Below are 22,571 nucleotides of genomic sequence, written 5' to 3'. Positions count from 1 at the left end.
AAGTTCCCTTTGTAGAAAGTAGGTTTTTACATGACATCCCCCCAGGAAAACATTCCAGGACAGCGCATCAATATACTCGACCAGATACGGGGCGTGGCTCTTTTTGCGATTTTTATCGTTAATATTTTCGGGCTCGCGTTAGTGAATCCGGCCAATCCGACCTGGCTTGGTACCTTCATTAAAACATCCGTCGCCGTCGTGTTTGAGGACAGCGCCCGGCCATTGTTTGCGATGATGTTTGGCATCAGCCTCGTGCTCATTTTCGACCGGATGAATACGAAAGGGACAAACCCCTATCCGACCCTTATCCGGCGGCTCGTCATTCTGTTTTTTGTGGGCGGCCTGCACGGGTTCTTTATCTGGGCAGGGGACATCTTGCTTATGTACGCCTCCGCGGGAATCCTGCTGCTCACCTGCCTGCGGCTCCCCACCCGGTGGCTGCTCGGACTCGCCTTTTTATTCTGGCTCGGCTATTCCACCGGGTTCGACCTGCTGGACGGCTACACATCCGTGCAGATGAATCCGGAGCAGTGGATGAAGGACGCCCTGCCCCCGGATCAAGCTTATCCGACCGGCGTGGAATACTTATTGATTGAATGGTCGACGATGATCGATCACCTCGGCTATTTCTTTTTTGGGATGTACGCCTACCGGAGCGGGGTCTTTTTAAAAGCCCGGGAGAACCGCGACCGTAAATGGCGGCTCGCCCTCCTCTTTCTTCTTGCCGGACTTCTTGGAAAAGCCGTTCTGTACGCCGGAGTAGGCAGCCCGCTTGTCGCTCATCTCGACGATGTGTACGCGTTTCTGGTGAGCCTGGGGATCGGCCTCGGACTGCTTCTCGCCGGTACCAGCCAAAAAAGCATTTCCATGTTTCTCATACCATTTACCGCCGTTGGGAAACTGACCTTCACCCATTACCTTCTGCAGTCGCTCATTTTCGTGAGCCTGTTCCGCGAGAGCGGCCGCACGTTTTTTAACGGCGTGGGTATCTGGGACCCGCCGGGCTACGTGTTCGCATTTGCCATCGGCATGCTAGTGTTTGCCGCACAGCTGCTAGCTAGCCCGCTGTGGCTGAAGTATTTTTACTACGGCCCACTGGAATGGGTGTGGCGGATTGGGACGCATATGAAATGGGTGCCGATGATTCGGAAGCGATCGTAAATGAACAGAATATCTATCGCCTAAAACCACTCGCAGGCTAATATACTTCCTTTTAAGTAAATCGATGCAATACATCATTTGTTTTACTTGGAAGGGAGTATTTTTCTCGTAAATATGCATAAAAAACTCCTACTTAATACCTTAGAGAAAGGAGTTTCACTATGAATATCTTTCAAGCACTTAGTATGGGCAACGGAAAATTAAATGAAGAAAATATGAGCGCAATGCTTGGCTACCTGCTGTCCCCCAAAGAGCCTCATGGTCTGGGTGATGTGTTTTTGCGAAGCTTCCTCGAAGCTTTAAACGAGACAGAGGCTTTAAACGGGCGGTTTAAGAATATACTGGACCAGCATTCTCTGTCTGGAACAGAAGTTATTTTTGAAAGCCCCTATCAGCTGGACGAACGAAAGTTGTTTATCGATCTGGATCTGCGATTTTATTCCTCCATTCCTTCTTCAGGTTCACAAGCGGAAGCAGCAGAAACACACCGCGTATTGATCGAAAATAAAATCCGCCCGCAGGCGGCAACGAAGGACCAGTTCCGGCGCGAGTATTTCGCCGTTCGCGAGGATCTTGAAGATCAACATGAAACAGCGGTGACAATGATCTACTTAACCCCGGAAGCTTCCCAGGGGCCACTTCAGGAAGCATATGAGGCTTTACGAGAGGAAGATATCGCCCCGCACCGTAAAGCCTGGTGTACCTGGACCGGAAACGACGGCTTCTCGATTGTTTCTCTCATTCGATTAATGCTGGAAAAAGAAGCCAAGGGCGAGATTGATCCTATCTCCGAATACGTCCGTCATACTTTGAAAGCGTTCATTCGTCATATTATGGACAGTCAACAGTCCATTACCAAACGCTCCAGTGCTCCTGCCGATTCTGGAAGCATGCAACAGGAGGTGACGGTTACATTAGCAGGCACTAGATACCAAATTCAACGATACGCCAGCGGCATGGTTATCGTATACAACGCTGACCTGGGAGAAAAGGAGATAGCCAAGCCCCTCCTGCGTCAGATAAATCAAGAGTTCGACCTGGGTGTCGAGCTGTACAGCCCTTCCGGTAAAAAGAAAAAAACACCACAGCTCGGCCGTGATGTTTTAAAGGCGTTAAACGCAGCATCTTATTAACTTCATAAACAAAAGCCCCGACGCCTTCATACGCCGGGGCCACATATTATATTGCTTTAATTAAGCCGCTTTCTCTTCTTCGTTTTTCTTACCCTTGTTCCGGTTCCAGCTGAGCAGGAAGATGCCTGCGAGTACCGCCAGGATAATCAGCGAGTACAACCACTGGGACTGTATGAGCATGATTAAGTTACCGAGCGCAAGGCCGATGACTCCGAAATCGGCGTCGCCGAACGTCGTGTTCTGGAACCCGAGATCGCCGAGCAGCGGCAGAAGCAGCGCTGGCAGGAAGCTGATCATCACACCGTTGGCCACGGCGCCGACAATGGCGCCGACTCTTCCCCCGGTGGCGTTGCCGAATACGCCGGCAGCCGCTCCGGTGAAGAAGTGAGGCACCAGCCCCGGCACGATCACGGCCAGGCCGAGCAGCGGCAGGATAAACATGCTGCCGAGGCCAGCGATAAAGCTGAACAAGAAGCCGATGATTACGGCGTTATTCGCGAACGGGAACACGGCCGGTGCATCGAGCGCCGGTTTGGCGTTCGGTACAATTTTGTCCGCAATTCCCTTGAACGCCGGTACGATTTCACCTAGAAGCATCCGTACCCCGGCGAGAATGATGTAAACGCCGGCTGCGAAGGTAAGCCCTTGCATGAGCGCAAAGATGATAAAGTTCTGGCCTTCACTTACCTCTGATTCAATAAACGCTGGTCCGGTGAACAGTGCGACTACCACAAACAGGATAACCATCGTCAGTGAAACAGAAACGGTAGTGTCGCGCAGAAACCCGAGCGACTTTGGCACCTTGATGTCTTCGGTGCTCTTGCTTTTGTCGCCGATCCGCTTTGCGAGAAAGCCGGAAACAAAGTAACCGAAGGAGCCGAAGTGGCCGACCGCAATGTCGTCCGACTGGGTGATTTCGCGTGTGTACGGCTGCAGCATCGCTGGAAGCAGTACCATGAGCGAACCGAGGATAATGGAGCCGAGTGCTACCATCGGAACACCTGTCATACCGCCGGTCGTTAAAATAACCGCGATCATGCACGCCATGAACATAATATGGTGCCCGGTCAGGAAAATGTAGCGAAACGGTGTAATTCTCGCCAGGATAATATTCACGATCATACCGAACAGCATAATCATCGCCGTTTCCGCCCCGAAGGCATCCTGGGCGACCGCGACGATCGCCTCGTTGTTCGGAATGACCCCGTCGACGTTAAACGCCTGGTTGAACATAGCGCTGAACTGGTCGAGAGACCCGGTAATCACCGCTGCCCCCGCCCCTAAAATCACAAAGCCGAGTATTGTTTTCAGCGTGCCGGATACGACGTCTGAAGCTGCCTTCCGTTGAATCATCAGGCCGATAAAGGCAAACAGTCCGACCAGAATTTCCGGTGTTCCCAATAAATCGTTCATCAATAAATCTACCATCACTCAACCTCCCCTTATAAATCCCTGGTGCTCTACAGATTTTTTTCCAGTGCGTCCCGAAGCTCCTTCTTGTCGAGAAGGTTATTCAAAAGCGCGATGTTGCGCGTGCCGTCGTCAAGATTGCCTAGAATGTCGGCCGAGCCGATGTACAGGTCGGCGCTTTCTGTTTTCGCGGTCGTCAGATCCGTATGGGACACGTCCGCTTCCTCGTTCATTTCCTTCAAAATGCTGTTCACGTTCATTTCCACCATCATCGAGCTTCCCAGTCCGTTGCCGCATACTACTAATATCTTTTTCATCTTTCTCACTCCTCGTTATTATTGGGTCGAATACGTTTTAACCAGCTGCATGATTTCCTGTTTGGATGATGCATTTATAAGCTTCTCTTTTGCTTCCGGCTCCGACAACAGCTCGGTCAGCTGCGACAGCGCTTTTAAGTGCGTTTCATTATCAATCGCCGCCAGCACAATCACGACCGACGCCTGGTGCTTTTCCTCCTCTGAAAAATGGACCGGCTGCTGCAGGTGCAAAAGACTCATGCCGAGCCTGTTGACACCTGACTCGGGGCGAGCGTGCGGAATCGCAATATCCGGCGCGATGACAATATAGGGGCCGAGTTCTTCAATGTTTTGAATCATCGCCTCGATATAGGAGGCGTTCACGCTCTCGTTGTCGGTAAGCGGAGTGGAAGCCTTGCGGATCGAGTCCTGCCAATCCGCCGCGAAATCTTCCATTATGATAGTGTCTTCGTTGAGCAGTTCTTCCAGCATAGGTTTGGTTGTCTCCTTTACCTTTGAAATATCGCCCCTCAGGAAATGCCGGAGCTTGTCGGCCAGCTGTTCGCGCTCATGGATCGTCGCGTGCTGGCTAATGGCGTTCAGCAGCGCCTCTTCTTCAAAAGCGCCGGGGCTGCTGTCGGCAAATACCTCTTTTAATCTGGCGTGCACGGCGTCCCGCTCCTCGTTGGTTAAAAACGGCGGCAGCAGGATCACCGGTGTATCGGTTTCCGGTACGGGAATCGTGCTGAACACAATATCCACCTGCCGATCCATCGCCTCGTATTCCTGCCGGGACAGAATGTCTTCGACCATCAGCTCCGGCATCATCGCCTCGAGCTGGGCCCGCAGCAGCGCAGACGCCGCAATCCCGTTTTCGCAGATGACCACGGCGGTATATTTTTTATTCGTTTGCACCCCGTCCCGGTGCAGCCAGCCCCCGAAGTGCATCGCAATGTAGGCGGCCTCCTCTTCCGGAACGGTTTTGCCGAGGTAGGACTCCAGGTGGGTGATCGACCGCCGGGTCAGGTGCAGCACCTCCGGATAGTTTTTCTTTACTTCCTCCACGTAGTCGTTTGCAATCGGCATGTCGTACTTCATCCGGTAGTAGGCGGGCTTTAAGTGCGCCAGCAGGTTGTCCTCGAGCTGCCTTCGTTCGTCGAACACGAGGCAGCCGACCACCTGAAAGTCGTTGACAATCTTTGTGATGATCATGCGCAGTTGGTGTTCTTCCTCCGTTTTGGACTGCTTCGCAGTTTCCCGCTGAACCCGGGAGCCGAGCAGATGCATCGCAAAGTAATAAACGTCGTCTTCCGCGAGAGCGACCAGCTTTCGCTGCTCCAGGCTGTGCTGAATTTCCTTCGCCGCCTGGTACGCCTTCGTCTGCCGGATGATTTCCTTTTCCTCCGCGTCGATGTCGACGGCCGGGGCGCTTCCAGGCTGCTGGGCGGCCAGGAGTAGCTGCAGCACGAGCGAGCGGATGATTTCATCGCTGTACTGCACTTCAAGCATCGCCTCGACGCGCCGGATTTCATTTTCGATCAGCGTGTACAACTGGTCCTCCTGGGGCAGCGCCGCCGGCGACAGCATCTGCTGCGCCTTTTCCTCCATCCGCTCCGAGAAGCGCTCCGAGAAAATATCTTTGATGATCGTATTTAACAGCTGCTTCTTATCCTCCCGGCTCCCGTCAAGGTAGTAGCCGGTGTGCTTGTCGTTTTTAATGCGGATGCGTTTTGGCTCCAGCCACTCTGCGGCTTTTTTCATGTCCCGGAACAGCGAGCCGCGGCTTACGTTAATCCAGTCAAGCAGCGTGTTCGTCCGAACGTTCGCTTTCGCCACCAGGAGATGCAGAACAATCAGATAGATGCGCTCCCACTGGTCGAACCGGTAATCCCAGTCGCTGTCGATGTGAGTAACATCCTGCAGTTTTCGTTTCGTGTCCGGGTCCAGGTAGATGCCCTTTCCGTAAATCCGCTGGGTGCGTCTCAGCCTGTTTTCCTCGAGCCAGTCGTCAATCTGCTGAAGGTCGTAATAGATGGTGCGCTGCGAGATGCCGAACTGCTTCGTTAACCGATCCATTTCCACGACTGAGTCCGCCTGCAGCACATAATTTAGAATCGCCGTCCGGCGCTGATCCAGGACGATGATGATTCACCTCCCGCCTCTTTGTTTCAAATTGCAAAATGTATTTGCTCATCACTAGTGAATACCGTTACTATAATACAACCCCCGCAACTATGTAAGGGCTTTCCATGTTTCAAATTTGTAGAATCGTAATTTGCAAAATGGTACTCCTGTTTTTTCTTTAAAACGTTAATTTCTTATTTATAAATGAGTAATTTAAAATCGAATATATGTATTGAAATAGATCATGAAGATGTAAAATATTCAATAATAGATAAATAAAAAAAGAGAAACAAAGTTATATGCTTCCCTTTCAATATTTTCATAGCTAAAGCAATTACCGTTTTAAACCCACTTTTCAGGATTGTTGTAAGGATATCCTTCAGTGCATGCTTCCATTCTTATTGAGCGATTTTCTTTTTCACGTCCTCAAGTCTCTTTTTAAATCGTTCCAGCTTTGGTTGCCTATCTGCTCTTTGTTTATTTACCTTTTTCTCGAAAACATTGATTGCTTTTTCCAATACCTCAATCTCCTTTTCATACGCTCTTTCTTTTCTATAAATAATCGCAAGTCGATCATAAGGATGGTTACCTTCAAACTCTTCATTAACATTTTGAATATATAGTTCTTTTGCTTTCTCAATTTTACCTTGGCTTTCAAGTTCTTTACCTTTTAGGTTTCTATCGACTTGAGTATCAAAATTTGAGTTTTTCTTTAGTGAATTTTGATGTGCTTTTTGAGAATTGCTTTTACTTTCCTTCTTTATTCTAAAAAGCTTCTTGAACATGACAGACATCTCCTTGCACTATTTAATTTACACGTGAACGAGGTTTTCGTTCTCATCGGGTACATAGAGTGATTGTCTCTATAAAAAACAGCCTCGCTCTAAAATTAATCTAAAGCAGGCTGCTAGTAAATAAATTATATACTCCTGAATTATCGTTACACTTTTAATATGAGATCAATTTAACAACTAACGAGATCTACCTCTCATTCATTTTTTCAATACTCAATTACGTCCCATGTCGTAATAATACCTAGAAGCTTCTCTGTTTCTTTACCATTTTCAGTGATAAGAAGGGCATCTAAAAATCTCTTATTGTGAAGAGTGTCTTTAAATAAATCTTCAATCTTATATACATTAGTATTTCTACTTATAAATTGATAATTATATGTTTCTTCTTCATTACTTAATACTTCTTTTAAGGTCGTTTCTTTCAATGATAGTATGTCTTTATCCGCAATTTTAGCAAGCCATCTTGCTAAACCATTTTCGGTTATAAGTCCTTCAAAATTATTTTTATCATAAACTGGAAATTGAGTATAATTTTTTTTATCAACAGCATTAAGCATCTCTACTAATGTATCATTCGTTTGAAAAATTTGTACATTTTTTTTAAAGGTTGGTATAACTTTTTTAGGTGCTGTTATTTGTTCTGCAATATTCTCAATTTTTTCTACTGTTTCTATATGTGGATCAGCTATCGTATAGTTTGCTCTAGTTTTTTCATGAACAATTGCATTACGTAAATCTCCATACTTTAAAAGCAAAGAAAGATTTTTGCGAATTACAGGATTTTTGTCTTTTGCTTTCAATAAGGCTTGATGAAAACTATCTTTAGGCCCCTCCTTATCTTTAAAATTAATTTTCTGATCAATGCGATTATAAGCTGATATAAATCTTTCTGCTTGTTCACTCATTTTATCCACCTCTAAAAATTTATTTAAGTATAAAATAATTATTCATCATTAAAATAATCAAAATCTATAGTTTTCAATGTATAAATATTTTTGGTAGAGACTCCGACGTTATAATCAATCATTAGCTCAGCTAATTCTTCTCCATTAATAAGTACTATTTTCTTTTCAATATTTTTCACGTATTCTTTAGCACTTTCTGCAAACCTAGAAGTAGTGATAAAGATTCCTTTTCGCGCTCTTTTTCCTTCTAAGCTTCCCGCAAAAGCTTGAACATCTGGGCGTCCTACCGTGTTTCCCCAACGCTTCGCTTGTATATAAAGAACATCCAGTCCAAGCTTATCTTCTTTAATAATGCCGTCTACACCTTCGTCACCGCTTCTACCTATTACTTGAGCGGCGTCTGCTCGTGAACCACCATATCCCATAGCTACTAATAAATCTACCACTAAACTTTCAAAGAAGTTGGGGCTACATTTTTTAATAGTTTCTAAAATTTCTTCTGCAAGATTCTTTCTTAATGCTGAATAGTTTGCTTCTAATAATTCGTCTGGAGTACGTGAGTCTTGTTCTATAAAACCACTTCTAACTTGTTCAGCATCTCTAGCCGACTCATTTTTCCCAGGCGAATAGAATGAACGAAAAGAAGAAAATTGTTTTAAATATTGAACATTAATATCATTTGGAGCTTTCTTTAATACTAAAAGCCCCTGGTCAGTAATTCGAAACTTTCCTCTGCCAGTACTTTCTATTAAACCTGCTTTAATCAAATAAGTTCTTGCCCATCCAATTCGATTTTTATAAGTGATTTGTTTTCCGCTAGGAAGCAGCTCCTGTTGATCTTCTTGCGTTAATTCGAGTTTTTTGGCCAGAGTTTGATATAGTTCTTGCAATGTATGTTCTCTATAGTCTTTTAGTTCAGATAAAAATGGCAACATAAACGATTGATAGCCTGGAATAGACATAAAACAATCTCCTTTTATTTGTAAATCTTAGCACCTTTGTTTAAAATTTTAACCTGTTATATGTTGATGGCTTTTATCTTCTTGTAATTTTTGATTCTGAGGCATTTCTGTAATAGCATTTGAAACTTTTTCTATTAATTGTTGCACGGACGCTTTTTCATATAATGAATTTAACGCCTTAGCGACGGTATCCTTTGAAGTCCATTCTTTCACAAACATTTTATCAGTATAGATTTTTGTATACTTTCTTCCTTCTTCTTTTGCTTGCGGACGAAAATTAATTCCATATCCCTCCAAAAGGTCTAAAAGTTTTACGCGAATTTCATATGGTAGAGGGCCCAGTTCAATGTTTATTTTTAAATAGTCATCTCTTTTACGCGAAAACCAGATAATAAATCCGTAATTTAACCAATAATTGAATTCTGGGGCCCCTAATTTTTGATTGATAATCTCCCATTCTACTGGTAGAAAATTTGGTGTTTTTTCATGTGTTTTATATAAATGGACAGGTATCTTTTTTTCATAAGCGAATGCAATGAATGCTTCTCGAAGTACATTGTTACCTATTTGAAAGATATAGTCGATTGTTTTTTTCTTTTCGTTGTAAATTTTTTGAATACTTTCTCTTACAGGTAGATCTAAAGTTTGAAAATTGTTCATTAACTCTTCATACCTACGATATTTTGAAATATTATTATTTGAAGAAAAGTAAAGCAAATCTATTGCTGCTTTATGCTCCTCGTAAATTTGAAGGGCTAATTGAGAAGTTTGTTCGTCCTCGACTAGCTCTTCGCGTAAAATATCCAAATAATAATTTAAAAAAGTAACTACTTCTGCAAGCATAGCTTCTTTCTGTAAATCAATTTTTGTCTCAATGATGTTATAGATATCTTCATAATCAACTACAAAATATTTATCATTAGTAGGTTGCTCTCCAGCTAAAGTTAAGAAAATAGGGATAACCTTATAGTTAGGATATAAAGACTCAGCATAGTTTAAGTACTCTTCCAATTGCCCTCTGATTCTTGAGCATAAAATTTATTTTCAATTATGATAACCATTTTTTTACTAGGTACCGTGATCATTATGTCTATAGCTTTTTGGTTATCAGTTTTCTTTTCACGAGCAATTTGAGTATCTTGCCAATGTGTATAACTGTAATGCAAAAACTGTAGTTTTTCTATTTTGTCTTCGTTTTCAGTCTTAGTCGCAAGTCTAGTCAGTATTTTACTAATAAAAAAACTGTTTAATTGATGATTTTCACTTGGATCTAATAACCAAGCCAAAACGTTAGAATGTCTTATTTCATAATGATCTACTCGCAAAACTTTCAACGGATTAAATTGATGAAATTGTTGGTGTAAGTTCATATATTCTCGTGAATGTTCTAAATGAGCAATAGCATCTAAAGATATTGTCATACTCTCACTCCTTTATAATTTTAGAATCGTTTAACGAGCAAAATAAATATTCGTCGAACGTATTTCCTGTTTTTTAATAAGCTCCCAAATAATTTTATACTGTTCAATCTGATTTTGATAAAAATACTCCAGCTTCTCTTTATCTTCTTGGTATATATACAAATCCGTTTTATAGTCTACAATTTTCCATCCCTTTTCGGTTAAATACACCAAGTCAATGAACCCTTTCACTCTTTTTGTTTTTCTCTCTGTCCCGAATAAAGCAGTATAACCTTCATCTTCAGGGCTTAAGTCGAAATAAAATGGCCATTCCGTATAAACAGCTTGAGCATTTTTGACTTCCTGATAGAGTTCAGAGGCTTTAAAACTTTCTACGATCGAGAACGCTTTTTGAATTTGCTTCTCATCGAACTCATACTGGTATGCGAGGTTCGGAATAAATCGGTCTACAGCTTTCCCCTGAACTACCTTTTCTAAGACACTGTGGATAAACGTGCCCCACTCTGTTCCTCCGCCTTCTTCTCTTGCAATAGCTGGCATTGACTGATCTTTATCACCTGTAGGAGACCACTCTTCTATTATCGAATGCTTAATTGCTTCATTTAGTTCACTTTCATAATTTCTGCTGGCCTCAACAAGATTTTTATCTACAATGAGCGGTTCATCTATTTCCTTAGCAGCAACCTCTTGATTTTCAAGCGCTCCTATTTCCATATTCTCTAATAATGGCTGCCAGTAATTAGCATTATCCGTACCTGATGATGAAATGATTACCATATTTTCTGCTCTTGTAGCTGCTACATATAAAAGACGTACTGCTTCCGCCTCCTGGAACTCGTTTTCCTCTGCTTTTGCTTTTTCCCATTGGGGTGGCTGGCCAACAGGACGCTTCTGAAACCCATTAGTTTTTTGAAAAAGAATATAACCCTTAGTTAACTCATTTTCCCTCTCGATATGAACATCGATTCGGTCTTTAGCATTCAATCTACCTTTAGGGTTAGCTAGAAACACTATAAGAGCTTCCAGCCCCTTAGCTTTATGCACATTCATTACACGAACTGCGTTTTCATGCATGTTTTGCTCTAACGTTTTTTGTGTTTTTTCTATCCATACATGGTACCAGAAGGCTCCATCCGTCAATGTAGAAAAAGATTTCTGCATTAGTGTTTCTATCAGTAGATCATATCCCTGCAGCGATTCTTTTCCCCGTCCATTTAAGGCAAGATGTCTGAGCAGATCTATATCCTTAATAATCGCTACCATTGTTTCTGCAGCAGAATAACTTCGAGTATACCGCTGATAATGACGTAGATTCTCTAAAGCAGTATTTATCGTAGTATCCTCACCGAATGGAGACTCGCTGTACGTTCGAAAACCTCCTCCAGCATGATTCCATTCATAAAATTCAGCGTCCGAAGCTGCAAAAAACACGCTTTTCAGCGCAGCCACTACAGTTAATTCATTACTTCCGTCCGCTACAGCTTCAAAAATAGAAGCAAGATCGTCAAATTCAGGAATGTCTTTATACACTATTTCTCCGCTAACGTTTACCGGAATATCATACTCTTCCAAAACTCGTGCGTATTTGGTCAATGATTTATTGTTTCGCTGCAGCACCAGCATATCTTTTGGCTCGTGTCCTTCACTAAGCATTTTTTGTATATGGGCGGCTATTTGTTCAGCATCTCTGTTTTCAATCACTTCACTATTTCCACCAGTTTCCACCTCATTTATGAAAAAGCCTTCCCAACTATTATCAGCATCACTTTTATCTGGAATTAACGGCTGGTATTCGGCTTGATATTTATGAGCTTCCACTGGTAGTTGGGATTCTAGCCAGCTGTTAAATGGATTTGTTACGGCTGGAATCGTTCGAAAATTTGTAGTTAAAGCCAGTATTTCTCCCCCTGTGTTTTCAAGGTGCTGTTTAACAGATAAATACATATCAATATCTGCACGACGAAAACGATAGATGGATTGCTTTGGGTCTCCAACGATAAAGAGCGAGGCCTCCTTTGGCACACACGTTTGCCACTCTGTACATGTTGGGTCTTCCGCAGTCAGCAAAAACATGATTTCCGCCTGAATCGGATCGGTGTCCTGGAATTCGTCTACAAGCAGATAACGGTACTTTTCCTGCAAGTCTTCACGCACATGAGTATGTGACTGGAGCAGCTCTTTAGCTTTTAACAAGAGATCTTGATAGTTCAAGCAACCTTTTTCATATTTAAGCTGCTCATACTCTTTTAATCCCTTTTCCAAAAAAGCTAGGATATGTGAATGGTTATACTCGTACCATTGCGTAAGCAGCGGTTCAATTTCTCTTTCAATGACGGCATCAAAGTTTGATTTGAACGCTTTAGCTTCCTCGTTTGAGATCCAGTTTTTTTGTGTGACTTTGGTTGATTTCTTAAAATATTCTAATGCAGATATTTTATCTGAATCGTTCTCTGCGAATTTACATTCTCGCAAAAACTCTACAATTATTTTTTCCAGGTCATCTGGCTTTCTTTCATCCAAAGTGATTTTGCTTTGCGCTTCTGTACACAAATTAACCACCTGCTGCCAAAGCTCAGCATCTATATTGGGTTTAGTCGTTTGTTCTCGAACCCACTGGACTTCGGGATATCGACTCAATAATTTTAGATTTTGAAAAAGGTCGGGCATTGAAACACCAATATCCTGCAGAATTTTATATTGCTCTGAAGAAGCTGCTTGCTGTTTTTCAATATGGGCCACCCATGATTCATACAAAAGCTCTTCATCTTCATCCTCTTCAATTTCCCGGAAAGCGATCTCCACCCCGGCTTCAATGGGGCGTTCTCTCAATAAACGAGCACAAAATGCGTGAACCGTGCCAATAAAGCACTCATCGATTTTAAATAACGCTTGCTGGCATCTATTTATTTGTTCCGAATCCGTTACTGCCTCTTTCACTTTTCCCTCTAAAGTTTGTCGAAAGCGAAACCGCAGTTCATCAGCTGCTTTTTTGGTGAACGTGATGGCAGTTATTTGTGCTACTTCTGCTTTTCCCGTTATAATCAGAGCCCCCATTCGACTAACCATGCTTGTGGTCTTTCCCGAGCCTGCTCCCGCTTCTACCAGCATGTTCGTGTCCAGATCTTCGATGATTCGCTCCCGTGCTTTTTGATCGGCTATTGTATTACTCAACCTCTCTCGCCTCCCTGTATGCCCGAACCCCTGCGGCATTATCATCCTGATTTTTTTTCTTTAAAATATTTGCATCATAATGATCGCGTTTGCAGACGGTCGCATAATCGCAAAACTTGCAGTCCTTAGGATCATCTGTCATAACAAAATCGCCGTGTTTCACAGTATTGAGCATATGATTGAGCACATTTTCGCCTTGTTCTTCATAGGTGCTGGTCACTTCATGTATTGCTGCTTCTCCGTAACCGCGATCAGTGGGGAAATAGTAGCCACTCTCCACAACTTTTTCGTCGTAATCCCGTAAGTTCTCTAACGCTTTTGCATACAAATAATGCTGTAGCATACGTCCGCCTTTAAACGGCTTTATCAAAGAATATCGCGTTGGTTTTCCTGACTTGTAGTCTATTACGCGCAAACTCTTCTCCGTTGCTTTTTCTATTCGATCGATTTTTCCTCTTAATTGAAAAACTGTCCCATCAGAGAGCGGAATCTTCGCAAATTTATCTTCGTCTATTCCGAAACTGTATTCCACTGCCTGCACTCTAGTACTTACATTCTCCTGCTCATTTTGATAGAAGATGTAACACGCCCGTATTATAGTTTGCTTCGTCCGTTCAAAAACATGCTCACTTGGCGGCTGATTTTCGTTTTTCCATTCTTCAACTTTTTCTTCTGCCAACTGTGAAAATGCTTCCCAGGATAAGTTAGACTTTTTCTCTAACGATTTATTTACAAAGGTCTCGTATAATTCGTGCAGGAGTGTGCCCCGTTCCGCTTCATCTAGCCAAACGGATGGATCAAAATCCCGTACTTCTTTTTTATTCACCTTTAACACACTGTTTAAGAAATACGCGTAAGAACACTTGCCCAGTAGTTCCAGTTTCCCGGCACTCATGGCAATCTCCTCATTTACCCTTGGATCATAAGCCTCTTCTTGAAGAGGTACGTTCCCGTCATGCTCTGTTAGTGTTTCTCTCTCGCGGGCCTCCCGCTGTTCTTGTTTTGCTGCTTCTAACGGATAAAACTCCTGTGCATCTTCACCAATTTGAACATGTTTCTGATTTTTGAGTGCCCTTCTCCAAAGGTTTTCTTCCACAGCAGTATTTCCTGTGGTTTCTGCCAAAATTGGCAGATGCTCTTCCATATCTTTTAGTGAAGCTTTTTTCAATTGATAGATGTTTCGGAAAGCTTGGAGAAAAAAGCTAGATGGAAAGACAGAGCGATTTGCTATGGCATCAAAGGTGGTATAGCTTAACCCTACATGCTTTCCCTCCTGCTGTATGAGGAGCTGCGTGAGCCAAAAGATTTTTTCAGTCATTTTTTCTTTTGAAGTAGTTAGTCTTCCACCTAGGGATTCCCGTTCTTTATCTAACAGTAATGGATCTTCTCTTACCTGCCCCGGCACAGATGATTGGTCCATACCAAAGAAATGCACGTTGTTTCTTTGCACGAACAGTCCTTTGGAAAAAGGGGCTAAATGAAGGTGGCCGGCTTTAGGTCCTGAAGGCAATACTTTTAAGGGAGACAGCCACTCAATGAGTTCGTTTAATAATTTCTTTGAAGTGGCTGCTTCTTCGTTAAATCCACTCGTTTGCTGCAGATATTCGAGGATCTTCTGTTTAGAAACTTCATCAAATGCGCTATATGCTTTACTAAATTTATTGATTAATTGAATAATGCTTTGAGCAAATTCTTGTTGCTCTATTTCGATGACTTCTTCAGGTATAAATTTAAAGAAAGAACGGATAAAACGTTTGGCATCTCTAGCTTCTTTGATTTTTATCTCGTCTTCTAAACTATTTATATAATAGTTTAATTTTTTTTCATACTGTGGTTTTCCCCAACGGATATCGGCTTTTTCTAATACAGCAGCAATTTTGTTTGGCTGTTCAGTACTGATGATACCTTCGCGCAACATAGCACATAACTCACTAGCACTATATTGACTGTGAATCCACTGGCTGACTCCCTGGATCAACTGTCCAGACGTACTTTTTATTGCCGAAAATCCATTAGCTCTTGTATGTGCAATGTTTTTAGCATCTAAGAAATGAGTCAAGTGGTTTTCATAAGCTTCGTTCTCAGGAAAGAGCCATAGCGTTTGCTCAGCAGTAGCAGCATTTTGATGTATTCGCTGAAAGGCTTCCTTTATTTCTACCTCTTTCGTCGCACTTCGATACAATTGCACATTCATAGAGGGAGAGCTACCTCCCCAAAAGTCTTTCCATTCGTTATTATTCTCCCATTCCGCATGCTCGTTTAATGATTTTGGGCGGTCTACAGCAACGGCATCGTATAGAGGTAATTCTTTTACGCTCCCCAGTTTTAGGTGTTTTATAAAACAGGTTTCTAGATAGTTACACGCTTTATTTGGTGAGATGTAGTATGTATGGTTATTATTACCTAACGCATTATTTTCTATAGCTTCGATAGTTTCTGAATACAATCTCGCTTCGTCAAACCAATCGTTTTCTGCTAACTTTTTTTCATAACCTTCGAGAAGAATACGAATATCTTCGCCCTTGTTTACTGGCGCAAAGGCTTTACCTGGTAAATTCTCACTGTTCCAGCCATCCAGTCGTAATTCACTAACCATTTGATGCATTGCTGTGACAAACCCATTAGAAATGCTAATATTTTTAAAATATTGAAATCTATTATTAGTATTTATATCTATTATAAGGGACTCAATCAAAGCAACATTATTTATTTTATTAAGTAAAGAGAAAGGAACATCTCTTGTTTCAAGCACAATATTATAAGCGGTATCCGATATTGTTTTTATCTCAATTGAATTTTCGGTTAGAGGATTTCTTATTAAACTCGATAAAACTTCCTCTGACTCTAAATATGTTGAAACAATTAATATCGAATTATTTGAGTGTAAAGACATAAAAAAGACCGCCTTCCTCTAAATGGGAATTGTTACGGTCTATTCTACTACAAATTTAGAAATTATATTATATTTTTAAGAATTTTAAGTTTAATTTTTTATAATTTTCAGTAAAGACTACTATCGACTGAATTGTTTTACTTAAAGCTCTTAAGAACTAGTTTCCAGCTAACTTTGATAACCCAAGCCACTCCCCATAGTGAAGCTATTTTACAATTTTCTTTTCATTTGAGCCAGTCCCTAATGTGTTGAAGTTCGTAATAAATGATACGCTGTGAGATACCAAGCAGCTTCGTTAACGATCTACTTTCACGACTGCATCCTCCTATAGCAAATGATTTAAAATCGCCTTCTGACGCTGATCCAGGCAGATGATAATTCACCTCCCACCTGTCGTTTCAAATTGTAAAATGTAATTCCTGATCATTAGTGAAGACCGTTACATTAAATGCGCTATCGTGAATATGTAAGAGGTTTTTATGCTTCAAATTTGTAGATTAGGAACTTGCATAATAGTACTTAAATAAATTTTTATTTGTTAATCCCTTCCTAATAACTAGTATCAAACCTGTGTATTCATATGATAGAATAGTCCAATAGATTTATTTTCATACTATTAATTAGTTATATATTCATATAAGAAAAATTTTTATGAATTAATTAGGAGGGCGACAACTATGGACTTATCTAACCTGATAACAAAAAATGATTCAAATTATATTACGTTAAAAGGGTTTAAAGGGAATCAGTTCGGTCACAATGTAGTAACAGTACAATGTAAAGTAAACGATGTAATTAAATTTTTAGAAGTTGATCGTGAAGTACAACGCGAATTAGATGAAGTTAAAGTAGCTAGTATTGCCCAATACATACAATATGGATTAGATGGTAATGATATATATTTTTCACCCTTAATATTTTCCGCGAGAGGAAAAGGGTTTTTCAATGAAAATAACAATGAATTTAATTTAAACATGAATGAAACGATGGCTATATTAGATGGGCAACATAGAATAAAAGCCTTTGAATATATTAAAAATCGTTTGGAGTTAATAGACGACCTAGGAAAGAATTATGACTATATAATGAACTTTCCTATTACAGTGCAAATTTTTCTAGATTTAAGCACCACTCAAGAAAAACAATTGTTCACTGATATAAATACAAAAGCTTCGTTAGTTAATTCTTCTTTGATTATTATGTATAATAAAAATGATTTATACGCACAGTTAATTCGTGAAATAATTGAAAATTTACCTCAAGACCTCATAGAAACAAGGTCTAAAACAACTTCAACTAAACTTATGACAGTTTCTACCTTTTATAAAACCGCTCGTATTTTAAATCATGGTGCATTAAACTTAAGACAAAAAACTTCTTTAAACGAGCAAAATTATTCCATGCATCAGAAAAAATCAGAAGAATTCATAACACTATTAAGAAAATACGCTCCTATTGATGGAGAAAATCGAAATAAATATATAATTATGACACCTAATATCATAATGGGAATTGCTTACTTTATATATGACACCCAATTCAAATATCCAAATACATCTATGGAATATTTGTTTCAAAAAGTTATAAATAAAGTAGATTGGAGTCACAAAAATAGCGAATTCGAAAATTTAAAAAGCGCTAACTACAACAAAAAAACTAAAAAGTATAACTTTAATTCTTCTTTAAAAGCCATAAGAGAAATATCTAGTTTTCTACAGAATAAATTTGAAAAAATAAGAGGTGAATCTTAATGGAAGGTTTAGAAATTCAAGGAACTATAGCTTCACCCGGTAATAATAAAGCTATTATGACAACCCAAATGAAAATAAAAGATATATTAAATTTCTCTCAAATTGATAAATCTGTTAATCGTGACCTCGGTTATCATCGTATGCCTAAATTAGTAAGTTATTTTGACAGTATGGATACTGATTCAGGTATTTTTCTTCCTTCTTTAGTATTTTCATTTCGCGAGGATCCTACTCCTTTTTGGGATGAAGAAAAGAATATATTAACTTTACCCGAAAGTTCGAAATTAATAGTGCTTGATGGGCAGCACAGAATTAAAGGTTTAGAACGTTATTTGCAAGATAAAAAAACTTTAAATGAGAAGAAAGAAAAAATTTCTAATAGCTATCTGACTGCTCAAATTTATTTTGGGTTATCTATAGAAGACGAGAAAAAACTTTTTACAGATATCAATTCTAATGCTAAACGAGTATCAAGATCTTTAATTACTAAATTCGATAATAGAGATATACTGAATTTACTTACTAGAGAATTATATAATTCAAATAAGACTCTTCAAACCAAATTAACCATTGAATTTGAAAAAGCCCGTATCATTCGACCAAATAAAAAAACCTTTACTACAAGTGTTAGGTTTAAAAAGTTTATAAAAGTTCTTTTGTTTGGAGAAACTGGTATAGGTTCACGTTCTCCTGCATTAAACAAAACAGAAGATCAACTAGTTCGAGATAATTACGATAAGCTATTCAGTTTTCTCGATAAGCTATTTCTAGTGTTAGGGGAAGTGCTGCCTTCGGAACCCGGCAACGTTAAAGATTATGTATTAGGTCATGAGCCTATTCAAAATTCTATAGCCCTTTATCTTCATACTTCTATCATAACTAATTGTAAGACTGGTATTGAATGGGTAGAGAATTGGGAAGATGATGTGCAACAACTCCAATATATTAATTGGTCTATAAAAAATAGAGATTGGAAACCTTATATGACAATTAGTAGAAAAGATACTGCTTTTGAATATATGACTTTTAACGATGTTTACTCAAATACAATAGACCTTAAAGAACTTATAGCTCAAAGAATCTATTCTTAATATTAAATAAGGAGCTGGCCTTTTTTTGGCACAGCTCCTTATTTGTGTAAGAACTATTACAACTTCTAAATGCTTGTAAATATTGGTTCACAATGTTTTATTTTCCCATATTAGGCTAACTTTCACTAATCTCTAAAAATAAAATGTAATGTAATTTTGCAAATAAGTTCTATGATACATTTTAAGTAATATTATTTAGGCTAGTTTATTAGACCCATCCTATATTTTATATTGTGATTAACTATAAAATCTGTTTCTTTTTCCGACAAGCCATAATGTTCAGCTAAAATGTAATCAATTTCGTCTACGATTGATTTTGATGCTCTAGGCTGAAAAGATTCAATTCTAAGCTTACCTAATTGCTGATCTGTTCGTACTATTTCTTCTGAATTAATTTTAAAGTCTTGTAAAAGATTTCTACCCTGTTGAATTAATTTAGATATAATAGCATCGTTCATTTTTTCGATATCTAATGGAAAATTATGTATTTCCCTTTGATTAACATTACGACAATCAGAAAAGATAATATAATACCAAAAAAATAAATTACTATTTAAAACACTTAATATTACATCTCTATCTAAAGTATTCTTTACATTCAAAGACTTAAGTTCTGAAGGAAGCCTTTTTTTTCCATTTTCATCGAAAATACTCGGTGGTTCAATGAAAAATTGGATAAAATACTGTAGTTTTCTTGTATAATTTACTTTTATAAATGACTTAGGTTTACAGTATGCTTGAATTTTTTTTCTATTTGTATCCATCTTTTCTAAAATAGTTTTTTCAATATCACTTCCTATTTTAGGAAAACCACTTATATTAAAATAGTCTTTTTCTATACTAGTATACGATATTAGTTCAAACAAATTTTTCCTTTCTGAACTCATCCACCTCTTATAGGACGTATTATTAAAAGAGAATTCATTTTTCCTTTCTGTGGCTGTTAATATAGTTACTCTTTTATCAGCTCCGTTGAAAAGTTTTGATGGTCTTACTCCAAAATTCGCAGCAAAGTAAGTTCGATTTGTTTTTCTATAAATTTCTCTTAAGTTTTTATAACCCTCTGTAGATACGTTAGATATTGGAATAATCATAGAAAAATAACCTTTATTATTTATCAAAGAGCACAATGATCTCTCAACAAATGGAGCATATATATCATTACAGGAATTTGTTTCAAAATCTATTAAACTATAATTCACCTTATTCTTAGCAACATATGGGGGATTGCCTATCAACACATCGAAACCTTTCGCATTTACAATGTCATAAAACTCTATAAACCAATGAAACGGTTTATGTGTTTTTATCCATTCTTCATATTTTAGATTATTTTCTACGTCAATTCCATATCTTCCTTGAGCTAAATACTTGTTCAGTCTTTCAGAGAGGTCTTTCATTTCCTCATTTAAATTTTCTTTTATTTCTTGTATACATTTACTGTTGTAGCTACTTCCTTCTTGAATATTGCGGAATTTGTTATGAAGAGTAGCTACCTTGTTAGCATTGGCTTTAATTATTTCTTTTTCATTATCAATGTCTAATTTAGTATTCATAGCTATTTCAAGTTCTTTTTGAGTAGCAAAACCAACTAAACTGTTACCTGCTCTAATATTAAAATCTATATCAGGCAAGGGCTCTATATAATTAGCGTCTTTTAATTGTGCCACTAGTTTTAAAAATAACCTTAATTTACAAATTTCTGTTGCTTCTTCCATTATATCTACACCATAAAGATTTTTTATAATTATACTACGCAATACGTAGTATTCTTTATTTTCATGTTTATTTAATTCATTTAAAACTTTTTCAAAAAGTGGAATTTTTTCCATTGAATTTTCATTAGAAACCTGCTCATAGTTTATTATTTCCATTTTTTCTATTAAAGCTTCGTACACAGGTTGCAGGGTGTTCATAGCTTCAAATAAAAAAGCCCCTGAACCACAAGCAGGATCCAATATAGTTATTTTTTCTACAGATTTATAAAATGATATAATTAAATCCGTATTATCAGTTTCCTCAACTAAATCTATAGTTAACTGTAAAAGATTTAAATTGTAATAAATAAACGAATCCACTGTATTAACTTTTCCAGTAATGAGCTTATTTTTTATTTCTTCATAATGCGTTCTTCTTTCTACTACTTCTCTCCAAAGTTCATTTGGAAGGCCAAATTTATTGTTAGCAACATAATTCCAATTTTCTCTCTGGTTAATATCGTGAATCCCTTTACTTATGTAATCTGGAAGTTTATTCGAACATCCGTGTTTCAAGGCATTAAAAATATAACGATCAGGATTTATTCTTAAATTAAACTTTAATTCATTATTTTCTTCAAGTAATGAATTTTTTTCCAGAGAATTTTTAAGTAATTTTGGCAATATAGAATTATTACACATATAATTGGTTATATCTTCTTTAGTATAATAAGCACCCATCTCTTTTTGATTAATATATTTTTCGAAGATGTAACCGATAACGTCTGGGTTAATCTCATTACCTTTACTTAATCTTCTTGTATCTAAGTGCCAATCAAATTTGTCAAAGAAATCAAAGATTTTTTCAAAAGCCTTATCTTCTACTTTAATATCGGGAAATTTTTTTTCTATTTCGTGTTCAGCAAACAAACCACCATTTAAAAATGGTATTTTACCTAATACTTTATTAATAATTTCATTTCTATTTTCTTCTTTTTTTGCAAAACCTTCGAAAAATAGAGCTGTTAAAAATTCTTTGTAGAATAAGTCTTCCCCTTGTGCCCTACTTTTATTAAGCTTAGTCCTTAAATAATTATAATCATCATTTAGAAATCCTTTTTTTTGTATGAAATAAATAAACATAATACGATTTAAAATAACTGAAACATACCAACTTTTTAATTCGTTATCTGGTATGCCTTCTATAAACTCTACAAAGGAATCTCTTTCTTTTTTAAATTGTTCATAAAATTTTCTCGTTACTTCTTCTACATCAAAGCTGTTTTCTACTCTGCTACGCACTTCATAACCTTCTACTTCTCCACTCTCATTAAATTCATCTATCCAGAAAGACATAGCGCTTAATTTTTGGATGAGCAACTCTGAATTTTTATTTTGCTCGTACCTAATATGCCTTGAAATTTCACTAACTCCTGATTTTCTTTTCACCCATTGCCAAACTTGTTCAGTTTGAATTTCATTAATGAAAATAATAAAATTTTCATAATAAGATTGAGACACCCTTTTTTCTATTTTTTTCCTTACTTTATTTAAGGGTATATTGCCTTCTTTATCAGGAGAACATTTAAAAACTGTAAATTCGCCCATCCTAGCAATAGGGGTGAGTGTAAAAAATTCTTTTTCAATTTCAAAATTCATAGCTTTATCATTAAAGCTAACCCACCCCATCTCTTCAATAAATAATGTTTCAAAATCAAAATGATCTAATAATTTTTGTGTTCTTTTTTTATTTATCATTACT

At 38.6% G+C, this 22,571-nt stretch carries 15 protein-coding genes; 4 read left to right on the top strand and 11 right to left on the bottom strand.

Features of this window, described 5'->3' with window-relative positions; genetic code table 11:
- Nucleotides 1–30 precede the first annotated feature (30 nt).
- Together ACTRXI_RS00995 and ACTRXI_RS00990 are read left to right on the top strand one after the other, a co-directional pair.
- Nucleotides 31–1,161, top strand: coding sequence for a DUF418 domain-containing protein (locus tag ACTRXI_RS00995; RefSeq protein ID WP_474260614.1), 1,131 nt, complete (start codon nt 31–33; stop codon nt 1,159–1,161).
- A gap of 161 nt (nt 1,162–1,322) precedes the next feature.
- Nucleotides 1,323–2,294: a PD-(D/E)XK nuclease family protein gene (locus ACTRXI_RS00990; RefSeq protein ID WP_474260613.1), complete on the top strand. Its 972-nt coding sequence runs from the start codon at nt 1,323–1,325 to the stop codon at nt 2,292–2,294.
- Nucleotides 2,295–2,354: 60 nt separating this feature from the next.
- Here the strand turns inward: ACTRXI_RS00990 and ACTRXI_RS00985 are convergent, their stop codons facing one another.
- From ACTRXI_RS00985 to ACTRXI_RS00940, 10 genes are all read right to left on the bottom strand, one after another.
- Nucleotides 2,355–3,722 (bottom strand): PTS ascorbate transporter subunit IIC, encoded by a 1,368-nt coding sequence (locus ACTRXI_RS00985; RefSeq protein WP_474260612.1) that lies wholly within the window; start codon nt 3,720–3,722, stop codon nt 2,355–2,357.
- A gap of 32 nt (nt 3,723–3,754) precedes the next feature.
- Nucleotides 3,755–4,021, bottom strand: a complete 267-nt coding sequence (locus ACTRXI_RS00980; protein WP_322524744.1) for a PTS sugar transporter subunit IIB — start codon at nt 4,019–4,021, stop codon at nt 3,755–3,757.
- Nucleotides 4,022–4,039: 18 nt separating this feature from the next.
- A complete protein-coding gene (locus ACTRXI_RS00975) occupies nt 4,040–6,076 on the bottom strand; it encodes a BglG family transcription antiterminator (RefSeq protein WP_474260831.1) in 2,037 nt (678 codons plus the stop codon).
- Between the two features lie 446 nt (nt 6,077–6,522).
- Entirely contained in the window at nt 6,523–6,909 is a 387-nt protein-coding gene (locus ACTRXI_RS00970; protein ID WP_474260611.1) for a hypothetical protein, read from the bottom strand.
- Nucleotides 6,910–7,124: 215 nt separating this feature from the next.
- Nucleotides 7,125–7,823 (bottom strand): CBS domain-containing protein, encoded by a 699-nt coding sequence (locus ACTRXI_RS00965; RefSeq protein WP_474260610.1) that lies wholly within the window; start codon nt 7,821–7,823, stop codon nt 7,125–7,127.
- 38 nt (nt 7,824–7,861) lie between these two features.
- A complete protein-coding gene (locus ACTRXI_RS00960) occupies nt 7,862–8,785 on the bottom strand; it encodes a restriction endonuclease (protein WP_474260609.1) in 924 nt (307 codons plus the stop codon).
- Between the two features lie 48 nt (nt 8,786–8,833).
- Nucleotides 8,834–9,796 carry a hypothetical protein gene (locus tag ACTRXI_RS00955; RefSeq protein ID WP_474260608.1) on the bottom strand — a complete coding sequence of 321 codons (963 nt, stop codon included), beginning with the start codon at nt 9,794–9,796 and terminating at the stop codon, nt 8,834–8,836.
- Nucleotides 9,781–10,206, bottom strand: a complete 426-nt coding sequence (locus tag ACTRXI_RS00950) for a PD-(D/E)XK nuclease family protein (protein WP_474260607.1) — start codon at nt 10,204–10,206, stop codon at nt 9,781–9,783. Before ACTRXI_RS00950 ends, ACTRXI_RS00955 begins: the two co-directional genes overlap by 16 nt.
- 30 nt (nt 10,207–10,236) lie before the next feature.
- Nucleotides 10,237–13,377 carry a UvrD-helicase domain-containing protein gene (locus tag ACTRXI_RS00945; RefSeq protein WP_474260606.1) on the bottom strand — a complete coding sequence of 1,047 codons (3,141 nt, stop codon included), beginning with the start codon at nt 13,375–13,377 and terminating at the stop codon, nt 10,237–10,239.
- Nucleotides 13,370–16,270 (bottom strand): PD-(D/E)XK nuclease family protein, encoded by a 2,901-nt coding sequence (locus ACTRXI_RS00940; protein ID WP_474260605.1) that lies wholly within the window; start codon nt 16,268–16,270, stop codon nt 13,370–13,372. Before ACTRXI_RS00940 ends, ACTRXI_RS00945 begins: the two co-directional genes overlap by 8 nt.
- A 677-nt stretch (nt 16,271–16,947) precedes the next feature.
- On the opposite strand from ACTRXI_RS00940, the gene ACTRXI_RS00935 reads away from it, so the two are divergent.
- Complete coding sequence (locus ACTRXI_RS00935; RefSeq protein WP_474260604.1) at nt 16,948–18,021, top strand: DNA sulfur modification protein DndB; 1,074 nt, start codon at nt 16,948–16,950, stop codon at nt 18,019–18,021.
- Nucleotides 18,021–19,112, top strand: a complete 1,092-nt coding sequence (locus ACTRXI_RS00930; RefSeq protein ID WP_474260603.1) for a DNA sulfur modification protein DndB — start codon at nt 18,021–18,023, stop codon at nt 19,110–19,112. The genes ACTRXI_RS00935 and ACTRXI_RS00930 overlap by 1 nt, the downstream gene beginning before the upstream one ends.
- Before the next feature lie 200 nt (nt 19,113–19,312).
- Here ACTRXI_RS00930 and ACTRXI_RS00925 read toward each other — a convergent pair whose 3' ends face one another.
- Nucleotides 19,313–22,567, bottom strand: coding sequence for an Eco57I restriction-modification methylase domain-containing protein (locus tag ACTRXI_RS00925; protein ID WP_474260602.1), 3,255 nt, complete (start codon nt 22,565–22,567; stop codon nt 19,313–19,315).
- Nucleotides 22,568–22,571 lie beyond the last annotated feature (4 nt).

The organism is Marinococcus sp. LNHM4E3-1, from assembly GCF_056034405.1.
This window is presented reverse-complemented; position numbering and strand designations above follow the sequence as displayed.

Excerpts from the sequence above, each read along its gene's own strand:
- ACTRXI_RS00935 (WP_474260604.1), top strand. The coding sequence starts at position 16,948 with ATGGACTTATCTAACCTGATAACAAAAAATGATTCAAATTATATTACG.
- ACTRXI_RS00930 (WP_474260603.1), top strand. The coding sequence starts at position 18,021 with ATGGAAGGTTTAGAAATTCAAGGAACTATAGCTTCACCCGGTAATAAT.
- ACTRXI_RS00965 (WP_474260610.1), bottom strand. The coding sequence starts at position 7,823 with ATGAGTGAACAAGCAGAAAGATTTATATCAGCTTATAATCGCATTGAT.
- ACTRXI_RS00975 (WP_474260831.1), bottom strand. The coding sequence starts at position 6,076 with ATGGATCGGTTAACGAAGCAGTTCGGCATCTCGCAGCGCACCATCTAT.
- ACTRXI_RS00985 (WP_474260612.1), bottom strand. The coding sequence starts at position 3,722 with ATGGTAGATTTATTGATGAACGATTTATTGGGAACACCGGAAATTCTG.
- ACTRXI_RS00980 (WP_322524744.1), bottom strand. The coding sequence starts at position 4,021 with ATGAAAAAGATATTAGTAGTATGCGGCAACGGACTGGGAAGCTCGATG.
- ACTRXI_RS00990 (WP_474260613.1), top strand. The coding sequence starts at position 1,323 with ATGAATATCTTTCAAGCACTTAGTATGGGCAACGGAAAATTAAATGAA.
- ACTRXI_RS00925 (WP_474260602.1), bottom strand. The coding sequence starts at position 22,567 with ATGATAAATAAAAAAAGAACACAAAAATTATTAGATCATTTTGATTTT.
- ACTRXI_RS00995 (WP_474260614.1), top strand. The coding sequence starts at position 31 with ATGACATCCCCCCAGGAAAACATTCCAGGACAGCGCATCAATATACTC.
- ACTRXI_RS00960 (WP_474260609.1), bottom strand. The coding sequence starts at position 8,785 with ATGTCTATTCCAGGCTATCAATCGTTTATGTTGCCATTTTTATCTGAA.
- ACTRXI_RS00940 (WP_474260605.1), bottom strand. The coding sequence starts at position 16,270 with ATGTCTTTACACTCAAATAATTCGATATTAATTGTTTCAACATATTTA.
- ACTRXI_RS00950 (WP_474260607.1), bottom strand. The coding sequence starts at position 10,206 with ATGACAATATCTTTAGATGCTATTGCTCATTTAGAACATTCACGAGAA.
- ACTRXI_RS00970 (WP_474260611.1), bottom strand. The coding sequence starts at position 6,909 with ATGTTCAAGAAGCTTTTTAGAATAAAGAAGGAAAGTAAAAGCAATTCT.